The following is a 25,282-nucleotide window of genomic DNA, read 5'->3' as shown; positions in this document are numbered from 1 at the left end:
GGATGAAAAATAAAAAAACACCCGCCCCCCCCCCCCCCCCCCCCCCCCCCCCCCCGCTCCCACAGGGGATAGTGGATCAGTTCGAGAGGGCATTCCAGCGCGCCAGTACCGCCGGCAAATCAGTCAGGCTGCGGATCTCGGCGTCCGGCAGGCGCTCGGCTTCCCAGACCTTGCCCGTCGGGTTGAACCAGATCGCGCGCATGCCTGCCTGCTGCGCCCCAGCAATGTCATCGCCGGGATGATCACCAATGTGTACCGCCAGATCAGCGCTCACACCACCACGCTGCAACGCCTCGTGAAACAGCCGCACATCCGGCTTGGCGATGCCGATGTCTTCCGCGCACAACGCAAACTTGAAGTAATCCGCCAGGCCCAATCGACGCACGTCGGCATTGCCGTTGGTGACCACGCCGAGGGCGTAGTGGTTGGCGAGGATTTCCAGAGTCGGTTCGACCTCGGGAAATACCGTGATCTGGTGCCGCGCGTGCAGGAACACTTCAAAACTCTTGTCGGCCAGATCGGAAGCTTCGCCGTGGGCGTACCCGGCTTCTTCCAGCGCGTGGAACAGCACGCGCCGACGCAACGCGCTGATGCGATGTTTGAGGCCCGGTTCGCTGGCCAGCACCCGCTCGCGAATCGCCCACAGATGCTCCACCGGCACCGCGCCCAGATTGGGTGCGTGTTCGCTCAACCACTGGCGCAATACCGCTTCGGCGCTGACGATCACCGGGGCGGTGTCCCACAGGGTGTCGTCGAGGTCGAAGGTGATCAACTGGATGTTCATGAATCGTCGCCTTTGCTGCGTTTGGCCCGTGGATGGGCGCTGTCGTAGACCGCCGCCAGGTGCTGGAAGTCCAGGTGGGTGTAGATCTGCGTGGTCTTGATGTCCGAGTGGCCGAGCAGTTCCTGCACCGCGCGCAGATCCTGCGAGGATTCCAGCAAGTGGCTGGCGAAGGAGTGCCGCAGCATGTGCGGGTGCAGGTTCTGCCCCAGTTCGCGCTCGCCGGCCAGTTTCACTCGCACCTGAATCGCCCGCGGACCAAGACGCCGGCCTTGCTGGCTGACGAACACGGCGTCGTCGGCCGGGTTGGTCATGGCCCGCAGCGGCAGCCATTGCTCGAGTGCTTCGCGAGCCTTTTTGCCGACCGGCAGCAGACGAGTCTTGCTGCCTTTGCCAAGCACCTGAACCATGCCGTCGGCCAGATCCAGCTGATCGAGATTGAGCCCGGTCAGCTCGGACAGGCGCAGGCCCGAGGAATAGAACAATTCGAGAATCGCCTGATCGCGACGGGCAAGAAAGTCGTCCTCGACCGCACCTTCCAGCAGTTGCAATGCACGGTCGGTGTCGAGGGTTTTCGGCAAGCGCCGTTCGCCTTTCGGCGGCGCCAGACCCGTCGCCGGGTCGTGATCGCACAGACCTTCGCGATTCAGATAGTGATAGAGCCCGCGCACCGCTGAAAGTAATCGGGCGAGGCTGCGCGACGACTGCCCCTGGGCATGCAGGCGGGCGATCAGGCTGCGCAGACGCTGAATATCCAGCGCCGCCCAACTGCCGATGTTCTGCTTGAGGCACCAGCCGAGGACTTTATCGAGGTCGCGGCGATAGGCCGACAGGGTGTGCGGCGACACCTGTCGCTCACTGCGCAGGTGTTCGCAGTAAGCGTCCAGTTGTCGTTCCATATTCAGCGTACCGAGCGCAGGGAGCTGTTGACCCGTGGCAGCACGCGGCCCATGACTTCGGCGATGTAGCTGAGGAACAGCGTACCGACCGAACTCTTGTAGTGCTGCGGATCACGGCTGGCGATTGCCAGAATGCCGTGAATGCCCTGATGACTGACCGCGACCACCGCTGTGGAGCCGATCTGCTTGCGCTGTTCTTCGCCGAACAGGAAGTCCAACTCATGTTCACGCAGGGTGCCGCTGACGCTCTTGCCTTCGGTGAGCAGGCCGCCAATAGCGGTTTGTGCGTCGGCGTGGGTCACCCAGCGGCCAACCGGTGCCGGGTTGTCGCCGAGCAGGATCAGGCTGACAAAGGGCACCTGAAAATCCTGACGCAGACTGTCTTCGACGCTGATCACCACGTCTTCCAGACTGGCGGCGTCCATCAGGGACAGGATCAGGCGGCGGGTCTTGTCGAACAGACGGTCGTTGTCGCGGGCCACGTCCATCAACTGCGAGAGGCGATGCCGCATCTCGATGTTGCGGTCGCGCAGGATGCTCATCTGGCGTTCGACCAGCGATACGGTGTCACCGCGCTGATGCGGAATGCGCAGGGCGGGCAGCAGTTCTTCGTGCTCGACGAAGAAGTCCGGATGAGCCTCGAGGTATGCGGCAACCGCTGCCGCCTCCAGGCTCTCGGACGCTGATTCGTCGGACTGTCGGGCGGGTACCTGAGGCTTATCGGTCATGGCTTCTGCTCACTCAAAGACGCACTTGTCCTTCGTATACACGCACTGCCGGGCCGGTCATCAGCACCGGTTGGCCAGGGCCTGCCCATTCAATGGACAGACGCCCGCCGGGCAGGTCGATCATCAGCGGCGAATCCATCCACCCCTGACTGATTGCAGCTACAGCGGCGGCGCAGGCGCCGGTGCCACAGGCCTGAGTTTCCCCGGCGCCGCGCTCCCAGACGCGCAACTGCGCACGGTTGCGGTCGATGACCTGGATGAAACCGACATTGACCCGCGCCGGGAAGCGCGGGTGGTGTTCGATTTTCGGCCCCAGTTCATGCACCGGTGCGTTGTTGATGTCCTGTACGCGCAGCACCGCATGGGGATTGCCCATCGACACGGCGGCCAGCTCGACCGTGGTGCCGTCGACCTCCAGTTGATAGCTGGCAGCCTGCGCCGGCGCGTCGAACGGAATGTCCGCCGGCACCAGGCGCGGCGCGCCCATGTTCACCCCGATCTGGCCGTCGTTACGCACGTCCAGCTCGATGATGCCGCCCTTGGTCTCGACGCGAATCTGCCGTTTGGCCGTCAGGCGCTTGTCCAGAACGAAGCGCGCGAAGCAGCGTGCACCGTTGCCGCACTGTTCCACTTCCGAGCCATCGGAGTTGAAGATCCGGTAACGGAAATCCACGTCCGGGTTGCTCGGCGCTTCGACGATCAGCAACTGGTCGAAACCGATACCGGTGTGCCGGTCGCCCCATTGCTTGGCGTGCTTGGGCTGAATATGCGCGTGCTGGCTGACCAGGTCGAGAACCATGAAGTCATTGCCCAGGCCGTGCATTTTGGTAAAACGCAGCAGCATGGGTTACTCCGGCAGCAGGCTTTCGCCGGCAAACAGCTCGGCCACGGTTTCGCGGCGGCGCACTTCAAAAACCTGATCACCGTCTACCAACACTTCAGCGGCACGGCCACGGGTGTTGTAGTTGGAACTCATCACGAAGCCGTAGGCACCGGCCGAATGCACGGCCAGCAGGTCGCCTTCTTCCAGCGCCAGCTCACGATCCTTGGCGAGGAAGTCGCCGGTTTCGCAGATCGGGCCGACCACGTCGTACTGGCGTGCGGCGGTGTCGCGCGGCTTGACCGCAGTGATGTCCATCCAGGCCTGATACAGCGCCGGGCGGATCAGGTCGTTCATCGCCGCGTCGACGATGGCGAAATCCTTGTGTTCGGTGTGCTTGAGGTACTCGACCTGGGTCAGCAACACGCCGGCGTTGGCGACGATGAAGCGGCCCGGTTCGAACACCAGCGCCAGGTCACGGCCGTTCAGACGCTCGCGTACAGCCTTGATGTAGTCGCCGGCCAGTGGTGGCTCTTCATCGCGATAACGCACACCCAGGCCACCACCGAGATCGATGTGGCGCAGGTGAATGCCGCAATCGCCGAGGCGGTCGACCAGATCCAGCAGACGGTCGAGGGCATCGAGGAACGGTGGCAGGGTGGTCAGTTGCGAACCGATGTGGCAGTCGACACCGATCACTTCCAGGTTCGGCAGGTGCGCGGCACGCACGTACACGTCTTCGGCGTCGGCAATGGCGATGCCGAACTTGTTCTCTTTGAGACCGGTGGAAATGTACGGGTGGGTGCCGGCGTCGACGTCCGGGTTCACGCGCAACGAAACCGGTGCGCGAACACCCAGCTCGGCAGCCACGACTTGCAGGCGCTCGAGCTCGTCGGTGGATTCGACGTTGAAGCAGTGCACGCCGACTTCCAGCGCGCGACGCATGTCGTCACGGGTCTTGCCGACGCCGGAGAACACGATCTTGTCGGCGCTGCCGCCAGCGGCCAGCACACGTTCCAGCTCGCCACGGGAAACGATGTCGAAACCGGCGCCGAGACGGGCCAGGACATTCAGCACGCCGAGGTTGGAGTTGGCCTTGACTGCGTAGCAGACCAGGTGCGGCATGCCGGCCAGCGCATCGGCGTAGGCCAGATATTGGGCTTCGATGTGCGCACGCGAGTAGACATAAGTGGGCGTGCCGAAGCGGTCGGCGATGGCGGACAGGGCCACACCTTCCGCGAACAGCTCCCCGCCACGGTAGTTAAAAGCGTCCATGGCGATCCCTTATTGGTAAACGTCGTGCTTGTGCGCCTTGGAGGCAGGTTGTTGTTGCGACGACTTGGCTTGCTCGGCCGGGTCCTGATCGTCATCCGGCAGGTACAGCGGGCCTTTTTGACCACAGGCGGAAACGAGGCAGGCAACCGCGACGAGCGCAGCAAGGGAAGAGATCAGGCGCTTCATGGCGAAATCCTTGAAAATGCGTTAATTGCGCCGGAGTATACCGGCCACCCGGCAGCTTGCCTATGCGAGGGGGTTCCCGTCCGGCGGGGCTGCTGGATACACCTGGAGCCTTGTGGGAGCGAGCCTGCTCGCGAAGAGGCCGGCACATCCGATATGTCTGCTGCCAGACACACCGCTTTCGCGAGCAAGCTCGCTCCCACAGGGTTTGGTGTTGATGGGCCGGCAGGCCCTTGGTCGTTATCCTTTGCAATCGGCCGGCAGCGTCCGTATCTTGCGGCGCTTGAGCCTGATCAGACATTTTTTGAGGTTGCCACAATGAGTTTGTCCGAAGCGCGTTTCCACGATCTGGTCGATGAAACCCAGGAAAAACTGGAGGACATCTTTGACGAAAGCGACCTGGATATCGACCTGGAAAGCTCGGCCGGTGTACTGACTGTGAAGTTTGAAAACGGCACGCAGCTGATCTTCAGTCGTCAGGAGCCGTTGCGTCAGCTGTGGTTGGCGGCGGTCTCCGGCGGTTTCCACTTCGACTACGACGAAGAGAGCGAGCGCTGGATGTGCGACAAGAGCGAAGAGCAACTGGGCGAGATGCTCGAGCGCATCGTCAAGCAGCAGGCCGGTGTCGAATTCGATTTCGAAGGTCTGTGATTTCGTGACTGACACCGCACCTGTTCGTCCGCCAAAGCCGCTTTACAGCAACATCAGCCCGGCCGTGCCTTCGCCGTGCAGCGGCGTGTGCCGGCTTGATGAACAGAAGATTTGTCTCGGCTGCTTCCGCCATGTCGAGGATATTCGCGAATGGCGCTCGGCAGACGATCAGCGCCGTCGGATCATCTGCCAGCAGGCTGCCGCACGAAAATCACAAGCCTGATCCGATCTGTGGCGAGGGAGCTTGCTCCCGCTCGGCTGCGCAGCAGTCGTAGGCATTTCAGGGCCGCTACGCGCCCCAGCGGGAGCAAGCTCCCTCGCCACAAGGGTCTCCTCCGGTCTGGAGGGTGACTTGTATATTTTTTGAGCTGTGATAGTGTCCGAACACGCCTCAACCCATCGAGGCCTGGTGAAAACCCCGTCTTTTTTGGCGGGGTTTTGCTTTTTTTGTGTGCAGAAGAAAGGAGTCTGCCCGGATCATGACCGCACCTTCCATCACCCTTACCCGTCTGGACGTACAACGTCTGGAGCGCCTGATCGACAGCCTGGATGACACGCTGCCGGGCGTGATCGCGCTGCAAACCGAACTGGACCGCGCCGATACACTGGTCGGCCACGATGAAGTGCCCGCTGATGTCGTGACGATGAATTCCCGCGTGCACTGCCGCGAAGAAGGCAGTGGCAAGGACTATCACCTGACGCTGGTCTATCCCAATGACGCCAACGCCGACGAAGGCAAGATCTCGATCCTGGCGCCGGTCGGCAGCGCGCTGCTCGGCCTGAAAGTCGGTCAGCACATCGATTGGCCGGCGCCCGGCGGCAAGACCCTGAAACTGACCTTGCTGGAAGTTGAGTCGCAGCCGGCCAACGGCGGCGATTTCCGCGAGTAATCCCGCCTCAGACCTGTTCGAGCGCCTCGTTCAGGGCGCGCTCCAGGTCGGCCTTGTAGCGCAGATACAAATTGCTTGAACTCTGACCATCACCGAGCAGGCCCGAGAGGTCCAGGTCGGTGATGTAGCAGCGATAGCGCTCGGTCTCGCGGCGTTGCTCGACGATCTCCCGGGCGACCACGCGGAACAACTGGTCGCCATGTTCCAGCTCGCTGAATTCCCGTTGATTGCAATACAGCGTGACCTGCACCTCTCCGGGTGCGGCTTTGCCGACAATCGCCTGTACGTCGTAGAAAGGTTTGTTGACCGGTGTCTGCGGCGTTGGCCGAGCCTCGACCCGTCGAGCCCTGCCCGGGCCCGAGGGCAACAGCTGGTAATACAAAATATCGAGAACCGCCGGGCTGGCATCCATTGGCAGCAGCGCTTCACGGCGGTACTGGATCGATTGCAGAAAACGCTGCAGCGGCACCAGCAGGCTCTGTTCGTCGTGATACGGCAGATGCTGTTGCCACAGCGCGTTGAACTCATCCAGCACGTACAGTTCGGCCTGTTGTTCAGTGATCCGGTAGAACACCTGAATCGATTCCGGCTGGCCCATCGGCAGGATCAGTGCGAGATCGTGATCCTCCAGCGCCATCGGGTCCAGGTGCAGCGGGCTGTAGCGCGGCTGTTCTTCGCCGAGGTAATCCAACAGCGCCGGCAAGGTAGCGAGCGCGACATGGTTGACCTGGCCCGGCACCAGCTCCAGCACGTGATAGTGCTGTTGCACCTGAATCAGGTAGCGGTGATTGAGCTCGCTGAGCAGCAGGGTCTGCGCGGTGTCGATGACTTCTTCGACGCGCCGGGCAATGAACTGCGCGCGGTTGTGGCAGAAGCAGCGCACTTTCAATGTCGGCTGCTGCGGGCCGCGCGGCAGATTATTGAGGTAGTCGCGCAGGCAATCGAGCAACGCGTGGGGGCCGTCGAAACGGTTGACCAGCACTTCGTTCCAGCTGTTGAGCGTGACCTGATCGAGGGTCAGCACAAGGTTTTCGCGCACCCCGGCGTAACTCAGCGAATCGGTGCGTTCGGTGGTCATCAGGATGTTCAGGTCGCGGTGATGCTTGAGCGGATCGACACCGACGTTGACCAGGATCAGCACTTCGCTCGGCACCGCGGCGCGCAGTAGCGGTTCTTCGGCGACGGTCGGCAAGGGCAGGGCGATGCACTGCTGCAGGCTGCCGAGCAGGTTGAACAGTTCGAACTCGCTCAAGTCGCTGGTGCCGGGGTGCAGGGCCAGACGGGTGCTGCTGTCGATCACGCCGTTGCGGTGGCACCAGGTCAGCAGTTCGAGCAACTCACGGCTGCGCTTGATCGGCGCGAAGTGCTCCCACTCCAGCGCGGTCAGGCTGCCGTTGTACAGGCCCCACTGGGTTTGCCCGGGCTCTTTTTTGTTCGGCGACTGCACCAGGGTCAAGGTGTCTTCGGCCAGATCCGGGGCGATGCCGGGATTGATGAACTCGACCTTGTCGGCCTTGCGTTCGAACGCGGCGTACAAGCGGCGGCCGAGCACATTGAGGTCGCGCTTGTTGATCAGGCTGACGGTCTGTTCGCTGCGGGCGAACTGGGTCAGGAAGCGATAGCTGTAGTTCAGTTCATTGACCAGGGCGCGGCGTTCGGCACTGACCTGGCGGACTTTCCACTGGCTGCGGCTGTCGAGCAAGGCCAGTTGCCGCTGATCCCAATGCCACTCGTGGGCCAGGCGTTCCAGCAGCGAGCGCTGCCAGCTCTGGGTGCGGCTGTTGCCGGTGAGCTTGCGGTTGACCTTGAGGTACAGCGCACGCCGCACCAGCTCCAGACGCTCCGGCTCGTTGCGGGCGCTGAGGTACTCCTCGATGCGTCGGTACACCACCATGTACGGATCCAGCTCATCCAGATCCAGCTGATTGGCGAACACGGCCTGCTTGTAGCGCAGGCTCAGGCATCGCACGTTCGGGTGTTCGCTGGCGTAGACCTCGGTCAGCAGCAGCTTGAGCACCGACTTGTAGGGCGACTCGATGCCCTTGAACAACTGCCACAGGCCGGCGCCGATGAACTCGCCCGGCGGAATCGTCGCCAGATGCCCGAGATCAAGTGTCTCGTCGGCGCGAATGAAGCGCTTGGACAGTAGGGTGTGGGTGTACTGGTCGTAAGCGGTTTCTTCGTAGACCGGCACCAGCCACCAGATCGGTGTGCGCCCGGCCAGCCAGATCGCGGTGCGATAAAACTCGTCCAGCAACAGATAGTGCTGAGTGCTGCCGCAGTTTTCGGAGCTGAGCTGGGTGTCGCGTTCGCCTTTGACGAAGCGCACCGGATCGATCAGGAAGAAGTGCGCCTCGGCGCCTTGGGTCGCGGCCCAGGCTTCGAGGAGCTGGCATTTTTTGCGCAGTTCGGCGAGTTCGTTTTCGCTCAGGTCCGGTGCGTGGCAAACCCACACGTCCATGTCGCTCTGATCGGCCTGAGCCAGGGTGCCGAGGCTGCCCATCAGGAACAAACCGTGAATCGGCCGAGGCGGGTTGCTGCCATGGCGCGGCTTGTAGGAGAACGAGCGGGTCAGGCGCTGCGCTTCGGCGAGGGCGCTGGCGTCCGGCTCATAGTTGGACAGCCCGGCGGGGGAGCTGCCGGAAACATAGCCCGGCAACAGCGGGTGATTGACGTGGAAGAACAGTGGCAGCAGGGTCAGCACGCCTTGCTGGCGGCTCGACAAACCTTCGAGCGCCCGGCCAAGGCGACCCTCATTGAGCTTGAGAAAGCGCGTGCGCAGCTGGCTGAGCACCTTGCGGTCGATGCCTTCGTCCAGGTCGGGGCGGATTTCATGGGTGCGCGTCATGTCAGCTCAAACCGGCTCGCAGGCTCGGACGAAGAGGGTCTCGGAATGGGAGGCAGTTTAGCCTTTGCGCAGCTGGACTTTTAAGCTGAATTTGTTTTTTGACGTCAGATTTTTAGCGCGGGGTGCCGGGTGGGCCCGCGGAAATCCCGTGGCAGGAGTTCCCGTGGGCAAAGACGGGGGAATCAGGCGGTTTCCTGCTCTCTCAGAATGGTCAGCACGGTTTGCACATTTTGCGCGGCATCACGACCCAGGCTGGTCAGATACCCGCCATCAGGCTGGTCGGTGAGTTCTTTCTCGAAGAGGCGTTTGGCGGCGGCGATATGTTTCGGGGCAGCGGTCTGATGAATTTTCAAACCTTCCTGGGAACTGTCCAGGTTGAAGAGTGCGAGGACTTCCAGTTCGGCAACCAGCTCAGGGGTAAGCGACATAAGGACTCCAGACTTTCTAGGAATTGGACGACAGCGCCCCTAAGGTGAACCCGCTTTTGCGGCATGTCCAGTGCCGGTGGCCGGGTTTTTCCTTTCGAGGTGGAGTGCAGTGTAGTCAGGGGCCTGGAGATGGTGCGGCAGATACGTAACAAACATTGTAGGAGTGAGCCTGCTCGCGATTGCTCCGTGTCAGTCAGCTGATTTTTTGCTGAAAGAACGCAATCGCGAGCAGGCTCGCTCCTACAGGATCGGGGTTTACTGCTTTTCCGGTGGCAGCTCGGGCAACTTACGCAGCGCCGCTTCGTACCACTCGGTATTGAACGCGCGGTCTTCGTCGAGCATTGCGTCAATCTCGTAGGCCAGCACATGAGCCATCAAATTGAGGATCTCCTCGCGCTCGACGCCCACCAGGGTCAGCTTGTTGTAGGTCGCCTTGGCCGCTGGCGGGTTGTCGCTTTCGATCTGGTTCTCGATGGCTTCGATCAACGTCGCCTCGGTGAACTCTTCTTCGTCGTTGTCGATGTCTGTCGGCTCGCTCATGGCAGGCTCCTCAAGGAAAGGCGCCAGTTTACCCGCATTCAGCGGCGTGATGCTGCTGGCAGGATCGTGGCGGGCGATCTATAAACAGTGACTGCCCACCCCGCACGGCCTGGAGGCTATGTGATGTTCAAGCTCTACGGATTCGCTGTCAGCAACTACTACAACATGGTCAAGCTGGCGCTGCTGGAAAAGGGCCTGGCGTTCGAAGAAGTCACCTTCTACCCGACGCCGACACCTGAATCATTGGCGATCAGTCCACGCGGCAAAGTGCCGGTGCTGGGCGTCGAGGCGGGTTTCATCAACGAAACCGCGATCATCCTTGAATACCTCGAACAGACCCAGAAGGGCACGCCGCTGCTACCGAGCGATCCATTCGAGCGGGCGCAGGTGCTGGCGATTGCCAAGGAAATCGAGTTGTACATCGAGCTGCCGGGCCGCGCCTGTTATGGCGAAGCGTTCTTTGGCGCGGCGGTGCCGGAGGCGATCAAGGAGAAAACCAAAGCCGAGTTGCTGCTGGGTTTCGCGGCGTTGGGTCGACACGGCAAATTCGCCCCGTACGTGGCGGGCGACAGTTTGAGCATCGCGGATGTGTACTTCCTGTACAGCGTGCCGCTGGCGTGTGCGGTCGGGCAGAAACTGTTCGGGATCGATTTGCTGGCAGAGATGCCGAAGGCCAAGGCGCTGTTGGAGCGGCTTGAGCAGAATCCGCATGTGCAGAAGATTGCGGCGGACAAAGAATTGGCGATGCCGGCGTTTTTGGCGATGATCGCAGCGAAGAAGTAGGTCTTGCAGTGTTCTGAAGTCAGCATTCGCGAGCAAGCCCGCTCCCACATTTGGACTGTATTAACAAATCCAGACTGTGGGAGCGAGCCTGCTCGCGAAGCTTTTGACCTTTAGCGGCTGGCGATGAGGGCCTGACCGCGAGCCACGGCGGCCTTGACCTGCGCCGGCGCAGTGCCGCCGATATGGTCACGGGCATTCACCGAGCCTTCCAGGGTCAGCACGGCGAACACGTCCTGCTCGATCTGGTCGCTGAACTGACGCAGTTCTTCCAGGCTCATCTCGGCCAGATCCTTGCCGGTGTCGACGCCGTACTTCACCGCGTGACCGACGATTTCGTGGCAGTCACGGAACGGCAGGCCACGGCGCACCAGGTAGTCCGCCAGGTCGGTCGCGGTGGAGAAGCCGCGCAGCGCCGCTTCGCGCATGATCGCGTGTTTCGGCTTGATCGCCGGGATCATGTCGGCAAAGGCCCGCAGCGAATCGCGCAGGGTGTCGGCGGCGTCGAACAGCGGCTCTTTGTCTTCCTGGTTGTCCTTGTTGTAGGCCAGTGGCTGGCCTTTCATCAGGGTCAGCAGGCCCATCAGCGCACCGAACACACGGCCGGTCTTGCCGCGAACCAGTTCCGGCACGTCCGGGTTTTTCTTTTGCGGCATGATCGAGCTGCCGGTGCAGAAGCGATCAGGCAGATCGATGAACTGGAACTGCGCGCTGGTCCACAGCACCAGCTCTTCGGAAAAACGCGACAGGTGCATCATCGCGATGCTCGCGGCCGAGCAGAATTCGATGGCGAAGTCGCGATCGGAAACGTTGTCCAGCGAGTTGCCGCCGACGGCGTCGAAGCCCAGCAGTTGCGCGGTGTATTCGCGATCGATCGGGTAGGTGGTGCCGGCCAGCGCGGCGCTGCCCAGAGGCATGCGGTTGGTGCGCTTGCGGCAGTCGACCAGACGCTCGTAGTCGCGGCTGAGCATTTCGAACCACGCCAGCATGTGGTGGCCGAAGGTCACTGGCTGGGCAGTTTGCAGGTGAGTGAAGCCGGGCATGATGCTCGCGGCTTCGCGCTCGGCCTGCTCCAGCAGGCCTTTTTGCAGGCGGGTGATCTCGGCCAGGATCAGGTCGATTTCATCACGCAGCCACAGCCGGATGTCGGTGGCGACCTGGTCATTACGGCTGCGCCCGGTGTGCAGTTTCTTGCCGGTAATGCCGATGCGATCGGTCAGGCGCGCTTCGATGTTCATGTGCACGTCTTCGAGGTCGACGCGCCAGTCGAACTGGCCGGCCTCGATTTCGCCCTGAATGGTCTTCAGGCCGTCGATGATGCTGTCGCGCTCGGCATCGGTCAGCACGCCGACCTTGGCCAGCATGGTGGCGTGGGCGATCGAGCCCATGATGTCGTGGCGATACAGGCGCTGGTCGAAGGTGACGGAGGCGGTGAAGCGGGCGACGAAGGCGTCGACGGGTTCACTGAAGCGGCCGCCCCAGGACTGATTGGTCTTGTCAGTGCTCATGAATTCGCTCGTATCGGCTTGAAGAAAGAAGGCGTGAAACGCTGGCGCGGATAATAACAGGGTTGCCAATCCTGTCGCTGACACCGGTCGATACGTTTTTTTCTCATCTGCTCATTCATAGTCGGCGCTGTCTGCGGGGGATTTGCGCAAGGATATTTTTCGATTGAGCAATATCGGCCCGGCAAGCGTCTACAGTTGGACATAAGGGTCGGCGCGACTGCGGATCGCACAAGTGCCGACTATAAGAAGAGGGGGTGGGTGGTTTTGTCCTTTGGCATACCCCGTGAAAAACGCAGGAAACAGCGGGCTTTGAGCAGTACGACCCGGACACTGGCAAATATTGCTGGCCGACGTACGGCACTTTTTGGCGCTCGGGCTAGTCTTAGCGTGGATCGCGGTGACGGACGTCACTTCACCTGTCTACGCTATCCTTGTGCGAGACTCACGCAGGAATCCAGCGCAATATGAATGTCCTGATCGTTGATGACGAACCACTGGCTCGCGAGCGCCTAAGCCGAATGGTAAGCGAGCTCGAGGGTTATACAGTCCTGGAGCCCAGCGCCACGAATGGCGAAGAGGCGTTGGCGCTGATCGACAGCCACAAGCCGGATATCGTGCTGCTCGATATCCGCATGCCGGGCCTCGATGGCCTGCAGGTCGCTGCCCGTCTGTGCGAGCGCGAAACGCCGCCGGCCGTGGTGTTTTGCACCGGCCCCGATGAATTTGCCGTGGAAGCCCTGCAGGCCAGCGCCGTGGGCTATGTGGTGAAACCCGTGCGAACCGAACATCTGCATGACGCCCTGAAACGGGCTGAACGTCCCAACCGGGCCCAACTCTCGGCCCTGACCCGTCCCGCCGCCGAGAGCGGTAACGGCCCGCGCAGCCATATCAGCGCCCGGACCCGCAAAGGGATCGAGCTGATCCCGCTGGATCAGGTGGTCTATTTCATTGCCGATCACAAATACGTGACCCTGCGCCATGAAAGCGGCGAGGTTCTGCTGGACGAACCCCTCAAGGCCCTTGAAGACGAGTTCGGCGAGCGTTTCGTGCGTATCCACCGCAACGCGCTGGTCGCCCGTGACCGCATCGAGCGTCTGCAACGCACGCCGCTGGGGCATTTCCAGCTGTTCCTCAAAGGCCTCAATGGTGATGCGCTGATCGTCAGTCGTCGACATGTGGCCGGTGTGCGCAAGATGATGCAGGGCCTCTGACCCGGTCTTCGCGCTTGGTTTCACTTTCTTCTACCGGGCATTGCAGGCCAGGGAGGCCACGCCGTTTCTGATTCAAGTCAAAGTGGATTTGGCTGAGCTGTTATTATCCGCCGTATCTATTCAGTACGGATTGATCCATGTCCTCTCGCGAAATCCGCATCGCCACCCGTAAAAGTGCGCTGGCCCTCTGGCAGGCCGAATACGTCAAAGCTCGTCTGGAAGCGGCCCATCCGGGTTTGCTGGTGACGCTGGTGCCCATGGTCAGTCGCGGCGACAAGCTGCTCGACTCGCCGCTGTCGAAAATCGGCGGCAAGGGCCTGTTCGTCAAGGAACTGGAAACCGCGCTGCTGGAAAACGAAGCCGACATCGCCGTGCACTCGATGAAAGACGTGCCGATGGACTTCCCCGAAGGCCTTGGTCTGTTCTGCATCTGCGAACGCGAAGACCCGCGCGATGCTTTCGTTTCCAATACTTACGCCAGCCTGGATGCGCTGCCTGCCGGCGCCATCGTCGGCACCTCCAGCCTGCGGCGTCAGGCGCAGTTGCTGACCCGTCGTCCTGATCTCGAGATCCGCTTCCTGCGCGGTAACGTCAACACCCGTCTGGCCAAGCTCGATGCCGGCGAGTACGACGCGATCATCCTCGCGGCGGCCGGTCTGATCCGTCTCGGTTTCGAAGACCGCATCACCTCGGCCATCAGCGTCGACGACAGCCTGCCGGCCGGTGGCCAGGGCGCTGTTGGCATCGAGTGCCGCAGCGCCGACACGCAAATCCACGCCTTGCTCGCACCGTTGCATCACGCCGACACCGCTTCGCGCGTGACCGCTGAACGCGCGCTCAATAAACATCTGAATGGCGGCTGCCAGGTGCCGATTGCCTGCTACGCCGTGCTCGAAGGTGAGCAGTTGTGGTTGCGTGGGCTGGTGGGCGAGCCGAGCGGTGGCAAGCTGCTCAGCGCCGAAGCGCGTGCACCGCGTGCCAATGCCGAGACGCTGGGGGTGAAGGTTGCCGAAGACTTGCTCAGCCAGGGTGCCGACGACATTCTCAAAGCGGTGTATGGCGAGGCAGGTCACGAGTGACTGGCTGGCGCCTGCTGCTGACGCGCCCTGCGGATGACTCTGCGGCGCTGGCCGCGGTGTTGGCCGGACAGGGGGTTTTCAGCAGCTGCCTGCCGCTTCTGGACATAGCGCCGCTGCCGGTCTCTGCCAAGATACGTCAGGCGCTGGCGCGGCTTTCGGGTTGCAGCGCGGTCATCGTGGTCAGCAAGCCGGCGGCGCGGATTGCGCTTGATCTGCTGGACGCTTATGGACCTCGGTCGTTGTCGATGCCGTGGTTCAGCGTCGGCGCGGCGACCGCGCAGATTCTTCGCGATCACGGTCTCGACGTACACTTTCCCGCCGATGGCGATGACAGTGAAGCCCTGCTGCAATTGTCGCGTCTGCGCGAGGCGGTCACCGAGCCCGGCGCGCAGGTGCTGATCCTGCGTGGCGAGGGTGGCCGCGAGCTGCTCGCCGAGCGCCTGCGCGCGCTTGGTGCTAGTGTCGAGTATCTGGAGTTGTATCGGCGTGACCTGCCGGCCTACCCGCCGCAAGAGCTGCCGCGGCGGATTGCAGCGGAACGCTTGAACGGGCTGGTGGTCAGCAGTGGACAGGGTTTCGAGCACTTGCGCCAGATGGCCGGCGATGCCTGGCCTTCAATTGCGCAGTTGCCGTTGTTTGTGCCGAGCCCAAGGGTCGCCGAGCTGGCGCGTGCCGCCGGGGCCCGAACAGTTGTGGATTGCCGCGGCGCGAGTGCCGCGGCTTTGCTGACGGCGTTACGGGAGCATCCCGTGCCCGTTCTCTAATGCAAAGGATGGATACGTGAGCGAAACAGCCTTGCCTAAAGATGATGTCCAGCCTGTGATCGATGCCCAGGTTGAAACTCCACCGCCGGCCAAAGAGCCGCGCCGAGGCAACGGACTGGCCATTGTCGCCCTGTTGCTCGGCGCTGCCGGCGTGGCGATCGGTGGCTGGGGTGTCTGGCAGGTGCGTCACCTGCAGACCAACACCGCACAACAGTCCGATCAGGTGCAGGCGTTGAACGATCAGGCGCAGAGCCTCAAGCTCAACGAACAGCGCCTGACCGAGCGCCTCGCGCAACTGCCCGGTGCCGATGAACTCGCCGAGCGCCAGCGTCTGGTGACGCAACTGCAGGGTGATCAACAGCGCCTCAACCAGCGCCTGGAAACCGTTCTCGGCGCCAGCCGCAAGGACTGGCGTCTGGCCGAGGCCGAGCATCTGCTGCGTCTGGCCAGTCTGCGCCTCTCGGCCCTGCAGGACATCAGCAGCGCCCAGGCGCTGGTGCAGGGTGCCGACGAAATCCTCCGTGAACAGAACGATCCCGGCTCGTTCGCCGCCCGCGAGCAAGTGGCGAAAACCCTCGTCGCCCTGCGCAGTACCGAGCAGCCGGATCGCACCGGGCTGTTCCTGCGCATCGGCGCCTTGCGTGATCAGGTCATCCAACTGACCGAGCTGGCGCCGGAGTACAAGGATCGCGGCGAATCGCTGCTGGGCCTGACCGCTGACGGCGATGGTGCCAGTCGCTGGGCGCAGTGGTGGGATCAGGTGTCGCGCTACATCCGCATCGATTTCAATGCCGACAAGAATGTGAAGCCACTGCTGGCCGGGCAAAGTCTGAGTCAGGTACGCCTGGCGCTGAGTCTGGCGCTGGAGCAGGCGCAATGGGCGGCGCTCAATGGCCAGGGGCCGGTCTACAGCCAGGCGCTGACCGAAGCACGGGATGTGCTCAAGGGCAATTTCAATCCGGATAATCCGCAGAGCAAAATCATGCTCGAACAGGTTGCCGAGCTGAGCCAGCAACCTGTGACGGTCAAGACACCGGACCTGACCGGCACGTTGAGCGCGGTGCAGGCTTACCTGGAACGCCGTAACGTCAACGCTGAAGAATCGGTCAAACCGTTCGCCAAACCTGCCGCCAACACCGCGCAGGAGACCACGCCATGAAACGCCTGTATGTGATCGTGTTTCTGGTGATCGCCGCGACGGCGGCGCTGGGCCTGGCGATTGCCGAGCATTCCGGTTACGTGCTGGTTGCCTACAAGAGCTTTCGCTATGAATCGAGCCTGTGGGCGACGCTGGCGCTGATTGCGGTGTTGTGGCTATTGATCTGGGGCATCAGGGCCCTGGTCGAGCTGGTCATGACGTCCGGTGGCGTGGTCAATCCGTGGTCACGGCGCAACCGCAGCCGGCGGGTGCAGGTGGCCATCGAACACGGTCAGCTGGATCTGGCCGAAGGTCGCTGGGCCAGCGCGCAACGTCACCTCGCTCGCGCCGCCGAGGCCGAGCGCCAGCCGCTGTTGTATTACCTCGGCGCGGCACGCGCGGCCAACGAACAAGGCAAGTACGAGGAGTGTGATCAGTTGCTCGAGCGTGCCCTGGAGCGCCAGCCTCAGGCCGAACTGGCGATTGCCTTGAGTCACGCGCAGTTGCAGACCGATCGTGGTGACACCGACGGCGCCCTGGTGACCCTGCAAGCGATGCACGAGCGGCATCCGCATAACGTGCAGACCTTGCGACAGTTGCAGCGTCTGCATCAGCAGCGTGGCGACTGGGCGGCGGTCATTCGCCTGTTGCCGGAACTGCGCAAGGACAAGGTGTTGCCGCCGGCCGAGCTGGCGGAACTCGAACGGCGTGCCTGGGGCAACAACCTGTCCCTGGCGGCGCATCGTGACGAGGACGGCAAAGTCGGTCTGCAGTCACTCACGCGTGCCTGGGAGCAATTGACTTCCGCGCAGCGTCAGGAGCCGGCGCTGGTGCTGGCATACGCCGAACAACTGCGTCAGCTGGGGGCTCAGGTCGAGGCGGAAGAAGTCCTGCGCAGCGCCCTCAAGCGCAAGTACGACAGCCACCTTGCACGCCTTTATGGCCTGGTGCGCGGCAGCGATCCGGCGCGTCAGTTGCAGACCGCCGAAGGCTGGCTCAAGGAGCATCCGGCTGATCCAAGCCTGTTGCTGACCCTCGGTCGTCTCTGTCTGCAAACCAGCTTGTGGGGCAAGGCACGGGATTATCTGGAAAGCAGTCTGCGGGTGCAGCGTAACCCGGAAGCCTGCGCCGAGTTGGCGCGCCTGCTCGCGCAACTGGGTGATACCGAGCGCAGCAACCAGTTGTTCCAGGAAGGTCTTGGCCTGCTGGATGAACGCCTGCTGGCCGCGCCGTTACCGGTGCCGGTTCGCGCCTGAAATCACGAGGGAGGCTGCTCCCTCGTCAACGTTCAGTGAGCGAATAATTACCTCTGGCGGGCGTGTTGGGCAAAGTCCTACAGCGGACTACACCTATTCCTCTCGCGCCTGTCGGGTTTTCCCTACACTTCTGGTGAACTGTCGCCAGGCACCTGCCTTGAAAGGCTGACAAGCTTTCCTCTACCGTAACTGCCTGTCTCCACTGCTACGGAAAAGCCATGTCGTTGGCCTGTTCACGCTCCTTGTTTTTTACGGCTTTCACTGCAGGCGCACTGGCCCTGGGAGCTTCCTATTACCTCGAATATGCGGTCGGGCTGACGCCCTGCAGTCTGTGCCTGGCGCAACGCTTCTTCATGGCGTTGCTGATGGTCTGTTGCGGGCTGGCGGCGATTCACGGCCCAGGGCGTGTCGGCCTGTCGCTCTATTGGGCGGCCGCGCTTGGCCTGAGCCTGGGCGGAACCACGGCGGCCTGGCGGCAGGTGTTGTTGCAGAGTGATCCGCTGGTGCAAATGACCAGTTGCGCGCCCGATTCCGAAGCGCTGTTCAGCAACCTGCCGTGGTTGTGCGCAACGCTGCGGATGTTCAAGGGCGGTGTCGATTGCGCGGAAATTTCCTGGACGCTGTTCGATTTGAGCATCCCGGAATGGAGTCTGCTGTTCTTTGTGGCGATGTCGATCCTTGCGGTTTACCAGTTACTGCGTCTGGTCTGGAGCGCGCTGCAACGACCGCTCAGCGGCGAAGCGTCGCACCGGGCGCTGGTCGGGGATTAAACACTTGTATGAACTTTATCTCCTGCGTACCTTGAAGCCATAGGCGTGCGGGCATAATCTGGCCCGCACGTGTCATTGGATTTATGTTGCTCGATGACGCTCTGCCCGGTCGGCCTCCAAGCGATAAAAGCCAGAAGAGGGGCGCGGGTGTAGAGCAGCATGACCCACAAGGGAAGAGAGATCGCCATGCTCGAAAGTTGTCAGAATGCTCAGGAACGCTGGGGTGGAGTTCATCTGCTGATCGACCGCTGGTTGCAGGAGCGTGAAGATCTGATCGGTGCCTACGACAAGTTGGGTGACAAACCCCAGGCTCTGTCCGAGAACCGTAAACCCTTGCTTGAATTCTGCGGCGTGCTGGTCGATTACGTCTCGGCCGGGCACTTCGAAATCTACGAACAGCTGACCGGCGAAGCCAAGGCGTTCAACGACAAGCGCGGCCTCGAGCTTGCCGAAACCCTCTATCCGCGTATCGACGTCATCACCGAAAAACTCCTCGCCTTCAACGACCTTTGCGATGAAGGCAAATGCGTTGCCGAGAAGTTCAAGGAACTGGGTGGCCTGCTGCACGAACGCTTCGAACTGGAAGATTGCCTGATTGAAGTGCTGCACACCGCACACAAGCAGGAAGATCCGGTTCAGGCCTGATTCGTTTCTCGCCGACATGAAAAACGCGGTGCGCCGAAAGCGCACCGCGTTTTTTTATGCAGGCGAGTCGGCGTCGGTCAGCTCGTTGCACCGCGCAATTCGACCTCAAACACCAGCGGTGTGAACGGCGCGATCAGATCGCCCGCACCGTCGGCGCCGTAGGCTTGATCCGATGGAATCACCAGTCGCCACTTCGCGCCAACCGGCATGTTCTGCAACGCCGTACGCCACCCGGCAATCACGCTGTCGAGGCTGAACCATTGTGGCTGAGTGTTCTGATCGAACACGGTGCCATCCGGCAGGCGACCGACATACAGCACCTGCACTTTTCCATCCGGCCCGGCCTTGGGGCCAGTGCCCGGGCTCAGCTCGGTCAGCAGGATGCCGTCGGCCAATTCCTTCACACCCGGTTTGGCTTTTTCGGCGGTGAGAAAACGCTGCTCGTTTTCCATCGCGGCATCACTGGAAGGCAGCGACGCGTGTTCGGCGTTTTGCGATTCGTGATCGGCCAGGATCTGCTCGATCCGCGCTTCGCTCAGGGCCAGCGGCTTGCCTTGATAGGCCTGCTGCAAACCTTCGACCAATGCCTGAATCTGCAATTGCGGCACCTCTTGGCGCAAGCGTTCACCGAGGCTGGCACCGAGGCTGTAGGCCAGATCGTGAGCATCGTTCGCGGTGGTTTTTTCGTCGGCCTGGGCCACGGAAAAAATCATCCAGAGGGATAAAAAAAGGTAGCGCGACATGGGCACTCTCCGTCCTGAGATGCGGGCGATTATGCCAGCGCGAAGGTCTGCAACGGTGAACTGCTTTTGTCTTTGTGCAGAACATTTTCACTTCGTTGCAACGCAACGGTTTCGATACTGTCAAGATGACCTAGCGGCGGTAACTGCAGAGGTCTAGTATGAGCCGCACTCACGTCAGCCAGGAGGTAAACCATGTCGGCCACCAAGAAGCCTGTAAACACTCCGTTGCACCTACTCCAACAACTCTCGGGCAGCCTGCTCGAGCATTTGGAAAACGCTTGCTCCCAAGCCTTGGCTGATGCTGAAAAACTGCTCGCCAAACTGGAAAAGCAACGCGGCAAGGCGCAAGAAAAACTGCACAAGTCCCGTACCAAATTGCAGGACGCAGCCACTGCCGGTAAAGCCAAGGCGCAGAACAAGGCCAAGGCTGCCGTCAAAGAACTCGAAGACTTGCTCGACGCGCTGAAGGGGCGTCAGTCCGACACTCGCGGCTACATTCTGCAACTCAAGCGTGATGCCCAGGAAAGCCTGAAACTGGCCCAGGGTGTCGGCCGGGTGCAAGAGGCTGCCGGCAAAGCGCTGTCCTCCCGCGCCGCCAAACCAGCAGCAGCGCCTGCGAAAAAAGCGGCAGCCAAACCTGCTGCGGCGAAAGCCCCGGCGAAAACCGCTGCGGCAAAACCGGCAGCCAAACCAGCAGCCAAGGCACCGGCTAAAACCGCCGCCAAACCTGCTGCAAAAACCGCAGTGAAAAAACCGGCTGCGGCGAGCGCTGCGAAACCGGCCGCACGTACTGCCGCTGCCAAACCTGCAGCGGCAAAACCGGCTGCCAAGCCAGCAGCAAAACCTGCTGCGCGCAAAGTCGCTCCGGCAAAAACCGCTGCTGCTAAACCAGCTGCCAAAGTAGCGGTAAAACCGGCTGCCAAACCTGCCGCGAAAACCGCCGCTGCAAAACCGGCAGCCAAGACTGCGGCCAAACCGGTCGCGGCAAAACCTGCTGCCAAACCAGCGGCCAAGCCTGCCGCTAAAACCGCTGCCAAACCTGCAGCAGCAAAACCTGCGACCGCTGCAGCCAAGCCTGCCGCCAAACCAGTAGCCGCTAAACCAGCCGCCAAGCCAGCTGCCAAACCTGCCGCGAAAAAACCGGCCGTTGCCAAACCAGCTGCCGCCAAACCGGCGACTGCACCAGTCGCCAAGCCAACCGCTCCGGCGCCGGCCGCCGCGCCTGCTCCAGCAGCCTCCACCTCGACCACCACGACTGCGCCAACGCCAGCCGCTGCGTCGAGCGCCAGCAGCAACCCGACCAGCGCTTCCTAAGTGCCGGTTGCCGCGACGCGCAGCACTTGCAGCGCGTCGCGGTTCGGGCTGGCGGCCGATCCCGTCAGACTCTCCAGCCACTCCCCCGACGCTGATGCGTCATCGCGCGGCCAATCCTGCGCAACCTGTTCCAGTTGCCACAGCAGATGCCGTTCGGCTTCCAGCTCCAGCGCTTTCATTTGTTCTCGCAGCCCCTTGAGCACCGGATCTTCCTCGGCCAGGGTTTTCCACTGAGTACGCAACGCACGCAGTGGCTGCACCACCTCCACATCCCACGGCCCCACCAGCGTTTTCAGCTGCTGCACGCGCTGTTCGTCGCAGGCCGCGCCGCGCTGTTCCAGCCATAAACCACACAGCAGCAGGCAGACATTGGCCCCCGCCGTTTGCAGTTGCAGGCAAGCAGGTTCCACGCCCGGTCGGGCGTAGATGGCAAGGGAAAAGCTCCACAGGTCAGAGGACATCGTGCTACTCGCGCCAGTTGTGAGCGAAGCTGGTAGACTCCGCCGCCATTATGATCCGACTTCAGAACCTGACTTTACAGCGTGGCCCGCAACGTCTGCTAGAAGACGCCGAGCTGACCCTGCACGCCGGCCACAAAGCCGGCCTCATCGGTGCCAACGGCGCCGGCAAATCCAGCCTGTTTGCCTTGCTGCGCGGCGAGTTGCACCCGGACTCGGGCGATTGCCTGCTGCCGGCCGACTGGCGGATCGCGCACATGCGCCAGGAGGTCGACACGCTCGAACGCCTGGCGGTCGACTATGTGCTCGATGGCGACCTGCGTCTACGCGAAGTGCAACGTGACCTCGCCGCCGCCGAAGCGGCCCACGATGGCACGGCTCTGGCCCGTCTGCACGCCGAACTCGACAGCGCCGACGGCTATACCGCCGATGCGCGGGCGCGCAAGTTGCTGGCCGGTCTCGGTTTCACCAATGAACAGATGGATCGTCAGGTAGGAGATTTCTCCGGTGGCTGGCGGATGCGTCTGAACCTGGCGCAGGCCTTGATGTGTCCGTCGGACTTGTTGTTGCTCGACGAACCGACCAACCACCTGGATCTCGACGCGATCATCTGGCTCGAAGAGTGGCTGAAAAGCTACCCGGGCACCCTGCTGCTGATTTCCCACGACCGCGACTTCCTCGATGAAGTGGTCGATCACGTGGCCCACGTCGATCAGCGCAAACTGACCCTCTACCGTGGTGGCTACACCGCGTTCGAACGCGCCCGTGCCGAACGTCTGGCCCAGCAGCAACAGGCCTACGAGAAGCAGCAGGCGCAACGTGCGCACATGGAAAGCTACATCGCCCGCTTCAAGGCCCAGGCCACCAAGGCCCGTCAGGCGCAGAGCCGGATCAAGGCCCTGGAGCGCATGGAAGAGCTGTCGGCGGCCCACGTCGATTCGCCGTTCGATTTCGTGTTCCGCGAATCGACCAAGATCTCCAGTCCGCTGATCGACCTATCCGATGCGCGTCTGGGTTACGGCGATAAAACCATCCTGGAGAAGGTCAAGCTGCAACTGACCCCGGGTGCGCGGATCGGTCTGCTCGGGCCGAACGGCGCCGGTAAATCGACCCTGATCAAGAACCTCGCCGGCGAGCTCGAACCGCTGGCCGGGCGTCTGACCCGTGGCGAGAACACCGTCGTCGGCTACTTCGCCCAGCATCAGCTCGACTCGCTGGATGCCAAGGCCAGCCCGCTGCTGCATTTGCAGCGTCTGGCGCCGACCGAGCGTGAACAGACTCTGCGCGACTTCCTCGGTGGTTTCGACTTCCGTGGCGCGCGCATCGACGAGCCGGTGCTGAATTTCTCCGGTGGCGAGAAAGCGCGTCTGGCGCTGGCATTGATCGCCTGGGAACGACCGAACCTGTTGCTGCTCGACGAACCGACCAACCACCTCGACCTGGAAATGCGCCTGGCGCTGACCATGGCGCTGCAGGAATTCAGCGGCGCGGTATTGGTGGTGTCTCACGATCGGCACTTGCTCAAGAGCACCACCGACAACTTCTACCTGGTCGCCGATGGCAAGGTCGAAGAGTTCGATGGCGACCTCGAAGACTACGCGCGCTGGCTGGTGGAATACCGTCAGCGCAATGCGCCGGTCAGCAACACTCCGGTCAATCCGGACAAGACCGACAAGAAGGCTCAGCGCCAGGCCGCTGCTGCATTGCGTCAGCAACTGGCACCGCACAAGCGCGAGGCCGACAAGCTTGAAGCCGAACTGGGCAAGCTCCACGAGAAGCTGGCGAAGGTCGATGCCAGCCTCGGCGACAGCGACATCTACGAGCCGGCACGCAAGAACGAGTTGCGTGATCTGCTGGCCGAACAGGCCAAATTGAAGGTGCGCGAAGCCGAGCTCGAAGAAGCGTGGATGGAAGCGCTGGAAACCCTGGAAAGCATGCAGGCGGAGCTGGAGGCGTTGTCCTGATGGACGCGTTCAAGTGGCCATTGCCGGCGGTGTGGGTCGAGCCGATCTGGCTCGGCGTGCAGATTCTGCTGATCCTGCTGGCGGGTTATCTCGCTCAGCGCTTCGTTGCCAAAGGCCTGACCCGTCTGGGTGAGCGCTACCCGTTTCCGCCGCAGCTGCTGATGCCGCTGCGTGGCGGTCTGCGCTGGCTGATCATGGGCAGCGCGCTGATCTTTGTGCTGGAACGCCTTGGGGTATCGGCCACGGTGTTGTGGACGGCGCTGTCGGGTTTCGTCGCGGTGGCGGCGGTGGCGTTCTTCGCGATGTGGAGTGTGCTGTCGAACCTGCTGTGCGCGATTCTAATCTTCACCGTCGGCCCGTTCCGCCTCGGCGATGTGGTCGAGCTGGTGGACACCACCGACAAGCCCGGCGTCAAAGGCCGGGTGGTGGCGATCAATCTGCTGTACACCACATTGATCGAAGCCGAAGAACTGGGAACAGGCAGTGCCATGGTGCAAGTGCCGAACAGTCTGTTCTTCCAGCGTTCGGTGCGGCGCTGGCGCGGGAGTGATGTGTTTCCTTCGAGCGGTTTCGAGAAGTAGTCTTCGGGCGTCTGATCAGACGCCTTCGCGAGCAAGCCCGCTCCCACATTGGATCTGTGATCGACACAAATCCAATGTGGGAGCGGGCTTGATCGCGAAGAGGCCATCAGCCGCGCCCGGACCATCCAGCAAAAATCGGTAGTCATCCGGGCCAAACCGCATTAGCTTTGACGTCTGTCACGATTCACAGTCGAGGTGTGCGATGGAGCTTCAAACATGGCTGGCATTCTTTGCCGCCTGCTGGGTGATCAGTCTGTCCCCGGGCGCGGGCGCCATTGCGTCGATGTCCAGCGGTCTGCAATACGGTTTCTGGCGCGGCTACTGGAACGCGTTGGGCCTGCAAGTCGGCCTGGCGGTACAGATTGCAATTGTCGGCGCCGGGGTCGGCGCGATCCTCACCGCATCGGCCACCGCGTTCTATGCGATCAAATGGTTTGGCGTGGCCTATCTGGTCTATCTGGCGATCAAGCAATGGCGCGCGCTGCCCATGGACATGAGCGATGACGCCGCCGTGCGCCCGATCGGCAAGCCGCTGGCGCTGGTGTTCCGCGGCTTTCTGGTGAACATCAGCAACCCCAAGGCACTGGTGTTCATGCTCGCGGTGCTGCCGCAGTTCATCAATCCGCACGCACCGCTGCTGATGCAGTACCTGGTGATCGGCGTGACCATGATCTGCGTGGATCTGATTGTCATGGCCGGCTACACCGGTCTGGCGTCCAAGGTGCTGCGCCTGTTGCGCACACCGAAGCAGCAGAAGCGCATGAACCGCACGTTTGCCGGGCTGTTCATTGGCGCGGCGGCGTTCATGGCGACGTTGCGTAAAGCGGTGGTGTAAAACCCGCAGGCAGAAAAAAGGCGACCTCTTGGGGTCGCCTTTTTATTCCTGCTGATTTCTCCAGTGAACTCCGTTGTAGCGAGGGGATTCATCCCCGATGGGGCGCGAAGCGGCCCCGCTCTTGACCTGACAAGAAGGGGCCTGCTGCGCAGGCCATCGGGGATGAATCCCCTCACCACAGAGTTATTCACTC

At 62.1% G+C, this 25,282-nt stretch carries 27 protein-coding genes and 1 pseudogene; 16 read left to right on the top strand and 12 right to left on the bottom strand.

The window, feature by feature from the left end; all coding sequences use genetic code 11:
• Positions 1–76: 76 nt before the first annotated feature.
• The 6 genes from NTD85_RS13940 to lptM are packed head-to-tail and all read right to left on the bottom strand — an operon-like array spanning position 77 to position 4,689.
• Complete coding sequence (locus NTD85_RS13940; protein ID WP_103521298.1) at positions 77–784, bottom strand: HAD family hydrolase; 708 nt, start codon at positions 782–784, stop codon at positions 77–79.
• Complete coding sequence (xerC, locus tag NTD85_RS13935) at positions 781–1,680, bottom strand: tyrosine recombinase XerC (RefSeq protein WP_003229409.1); 900 nt, start codon at positions 1,678–1,680, stop codon at positions 781–783. Before xerC ends, NTD85_RS13940 begins: the two co-directional genes overlap by 4 nt.
• 2 nt (positions 1,681–1,682) lie before the next feature.
• Complete coding sequence (locus NTD85_RS13930; RefSeq protein WP_003229406.1) at positions 1,683–2,408, bottom strand: DUF484 family protein; 726 nt, start codon at positions 2,406–2,408, stop codon at positions 1,683–1,685.
• Positions 2,409–2,421: 13 nt separating this feature from the next.
• The gene (gene dapF / locus NTD85_RS13925; protein WP_103521297.1) at positions 2,422–3,252 is read right to left on the bottom strand and encodes a diaminopimelate epimerase; all 831 of its coding nucleotides are present in this window, start codon (positions 3,250–3,252) and stop codon (positions 2,422–2,424) included.
• Positions 3,253–3,255: 3 nt separating this feature from the next.
• Positions 3,256–4,503 (bottom strand): diaminopimelate decarboxylase, encoded by a 1,248-nt coding sequence (lysA, locus tag NTD85_RS13920; RefSeq protein WP_262142428.1) that lies wholly within the window; start codon positions 4,501–4,503, stop codon positions 3,256–3,258.
• A 9-nt stretch (positions 4,504–4,512) separates the two neighbouring features.
• Positions 4,513–4,689, bottom strand: a complete 177-nt coding sequence (lptM, locus tag NTD85_RS13915; RefSeq protein ID WP_003229400.1) for an LPS translocon maturation chaperone LptM — start codon at positions 4,687–4,689, stop codon at positions 4,513–4,515.
• Positions 4,690–5,004: 315 nt separating this feature from the next.
• Here lptM and cyaY point away from each other — a divergent pair, with 315 nt between their 5' ends.
• The 3 genes from cyaY to rnk all read left to right on the top strand — a co-directional run bounded on the left by cyaY (position 5,005) and on the right by rnk (position 6,227).
• Positions 5,005–5,337: an iron donor protein CyaY gene (gene cyaY, locus NTD85_RS13910; RefSeq protein ID WP_003229398.1), complete on the top strand. Its 333-nt coding sequence runs from the start codon at positions 5,005–5,007 to the stop codon at positions 5,335–5,337.
• Between the two features lie 4 nt (positions 5,338–5,341).
• On the top strand, positions 5,342–5,560 hold the full coding sequence (locus NTD85_RS13905) for a DUF1289 domain-containing protein (RefSeq protein WP_262142427.1): 219 nt from the start codon (positions 5,342–5,344) through the stop codon (positions 5,558–5,560).
• A 256-nt stretch (positions 5,561–5,816) separates the two neighbouring features.
• A complete protein-coding gene (rnk, locus tag NTD85_RS13900) occupies positions 5,817–6,227 on the top strand; it encodes a nucleoside diphosphate kinase regulator (protein WP_226500820.1) in 411 nt (136 codons plus the stop codon).
• 7 nt (positions 6,228–6,234) lie between these two features.
• On the opposite strand, the gene NTD85_RS13895 is transcribed toward rnk, so the two are convergent.
• From NTD85_RS13895 to NTD85_RS13885, 3 genes are all read right to left on the bottom strand, one after another.
• Positions 6,235–9,075 (bottom strand): class I adenylate cyclase, encoded by a 2,841-nt coding sequence (locus NTD85_RS13895; protein WP_262142426.1) that lies wholly within the window; start codon positions 9,073–9,075, stop codon positions 6,235–6,237.
• 182 nt (positions 9,076–9,257) lie between these two features.
• Positions 9,258–9,503 (bottom strand): TIGR02647 family protein, encoded by a 246-nt coding sequence (locus tag NTD85_RS13890; RefSeq protein ID WP_003229392.1) that lies wholly within the window; start codon positions 9,501–9,503, stop codon positions 9,258–9,260.
• Positions 9,504–9,758: 255 nt separating this feature from the next.
• The gene (locus NTD85_RS13885) at positions 9,759–10,043 is read right to left on the bottom strand and encodes a hypothetical protein (RefSeq protein WP_226500822.1); all 285 of its coding nucleotides are present in this window, start codon (positions 10,041–10,043) and stop codon (positions 9,759–9,761) included.
• A 123-nt stretch (positions 10,044–10,166) separates the two neighbouring features.
• Here NTD85_RS13885 and NTD85_RS13880 point away from each other — a divergent pair, with 123 nt between their 5' ends.
• On the top strand, positions 10,167–10,826 hold the full coding sequence (locus NTD85_RS13880) for a glutathione S-transferase family protein (RefSeq protein ID WP_103483675.1): 660 nt from the start codon (positions 10,167–10,169) through the stop codon (positions 10,824–10,826).
• Between the two features lie 110 nt (positions 10,827–10,936).
• Here NTD85_RS13880 and argH read toward each other — a convergent pair whose 3' ends face one another.
• A complete protein-coding gene (gene argH / locus NTD85_RS13875) occupies positions 10,937–12,331 on the bottom strand; it encodes an argininosuccinate lyase (RefSeq protein WP_103368168.1) in 1,395 nt (464 codons plus the stop codon).
• A 327-nt stretch (positions 12,332–12,658) separates the two neighbouring features.
• Between argH and NTD85_RS27780 the strand changes: the two are divergent.
• From NTD85_RS27780 to NTD85_RS13840, 8 genes and pseudogenes are all read left to right on the top strand, one after another.
• A pseudogene (locus NTD85_RS27780) lies at positions 12,659–12,799 on the top strand (sensor histidine kinase); the annotation flags it as partial.
• Positions 12,796–13,542, top strand: a complete 747-nt coding sequence (locus tag NTD85_RS13870) for a LytR/AlgR family response regulator transcription factor (protein WP_003229385.1) — start codon at positions 12,796–12,798, stop codon at positions 13,540–13,542. The pseudogene NTD85_RS27780 and the gene NTD85_RS13870, both read left to right, overlap by 4 nt.
• Before the next feature lie 137 nt (positions 13,543–13,679).
• Entirely contained in the window at positions 13,680–14,621 is a 942-nt protein-coding gene (gene hemC, locus NTD85_RS13865) for a hydroxymethylbilane synthase (protein WP_262142425.1), read from the top strand.
• Positions 14,618–15,385: a uroporphyrinogen-III synthase gene (locus NTD85_RS13860; protein WP_262142424.1), complete on the top strand. Its 768-nt coding sequence runs from the start codon at positions 14,618–14,620 to the stop codon at positions 15,383–15,385. The genes hemC and NTD85_RS13860 overlap by 4 nt, the downstream gene beginning before the upstream one ends.
• A gap of 16 nt (positions 15,386–15,401) precedes the next feature.
• Positions 15,402–16,544 carry a uroporphyrinogen-III C-methyltransferase gene (locus tag NTD85_RS13855; protein WP_103483671.1) on the top strand — a complete coding sequence of 381 codons (1,143 nt, stop codon included), beginning with the start codon at positions 15,402–15,404 and terminating at the stop codon, positions 16,542–16,544.
• Entirely contained in the window at positions 16,541–17,779 is a 1,239-nt protein-coding gene (locus NTD85_RS13850; RefSeq protein ID WP_262142423.1) for a heme biosynthesis protein HemY, read from the top strand. Before NTD85_RS13855 ends, NTD85_RS13850 begins: the two co-directional genes overlap by 4 nt.
• 218 nt (positions 17,780–17,997) lie before the next feature.
• Positions 17,998–18,549, top strand: coding sequence for a disulfide bond formation protein B (locus NTD85_RS13845; RefSeq protein WP_262142422.1), 552 nt, complete (start codon positions 17,998–18,000; stop codon positions 18,547–18,549).
• 186 nt (positions 18,550–18,735) lie between these two features.
• Positions 18,736–19,194, top strand: coding sequence for an Rsd/AlgQ family anti-sigma factor (locus NTD85_RS13840; RefSeq protein WP_007964519.1), 459 nt, complete (start codon positions 18,736–18,738; stop codon positions 19,192–19,194).
• Between the two features lie 77 nt (positions 19,195–19,271).
• On the opposite strand, the gene NTD85_RS13835 is transcribed toward NTD85_RS13840, so the two are convergent.
• Positions 19,272–19,937 carry an FKBP-type peptidyl-prolyl cis-trans isomerase gene (locus tag NTD85_RS13835; RefSeq protein ID WP_262142421.1) on the bottom strand — a complete coding sequence of 222 codons (666 nt, stop codon included), beginning with the start codon at positions 19,935–19,937 and terminating at the stop codon, positions 19,272–19,274.
• 192 nt (positions 19,938–20,129) lie between these two features.
• Between NTD85_RS13835 and NTD85_RS13830 the strand changes: the two genes are divergently transcribed.
• A complete protein-coding gene (locus NTD85_RS13830; RefSeq protein WP_262142420.1) occupies positions 20,130–21,251 on the top strand; it encodes an AlgP family protein in 1,122 nt (373 codons plus the stop codon).
• On the opposite strand, the gene NTD85_RS13825 is transcribed toward NTD85_RS13830, so the two are convergent.
• On the bottom strand, positions 21,248–21,712 hold the full coding sequence (locus NTD85_RS13825; protein WP_262142419.1) for a TIGR02444 family protein: 465 nt from the start codon (positions 21,710–21,712) through the stop codon (positions 21,248–21,250). The genes NTD85_RS13830 and NTD85_RS13825 overlap by 4 nt on opposite strands.
• A 50-nt stretch (positions 21,713–21,762) precedes the next feature.
• On the opposite strand from NTD85_RS13825, the gene NTD85_RS13820 reads away from it, so the two are divergent.
• From NTD85_RS13820 to rhtB, 3 genes are all read left to right on the top strand, one after another.
• Positions 21,763–23,673, top strand: a complete 1,911-nt coding sequence (locus NTD85_RS13820) for an ATP-binding cassette domain-containing protein (protein WP_003229372.1) — start codon at positions 21,763–21,765, stop codon at positions 23,671–23,673.
• A complete protein-coding gene (locus NTD85_RS13815; RefSeq protein WP_003229371.1) occupies positions 23,673–24,254 on the top strand; it encodes a mechanosensitive ion channel family protein in 582 nt (193 codons plus the stop codon). Before NTD85_RS13820 ends, NTD85_RS13815 begins: the two co-directional genes overlap by 1 nt.
• Positions 24,255–24,456: 202 nt before the next feature.
• Positions 24,457–25,089 (top strand): homoserine/homoserine lactone efflux protein, encoded by a 633-nt coding sequence (gene rhtB / locus NTD85_RS13810; RefSeq protein ID WP_064589768.1) that lies wholly within the window; start codon positions 24,457–24,459, stop codon positions 25,087–25,089.
• Positions 25,090–25,282 lie beyond the last annotated feature (193 nt).

The organism is Pseudomonas sp. 13B_3.2_Bac1, assembly GCF_025466205.1.
Taxonomy (GTDB): Bacteria; Pseudomonadota; Gammaproteobacteria; order Pseudomonadales; family Pseudomonadaceae; genus Aquipseudomonas; species Aquipseudomonas fluorescens_H.
Note: the sequence above shows the minus strand (reverse complement) of the source record. Positions and strands in the feature narration are given on the sequence as shown.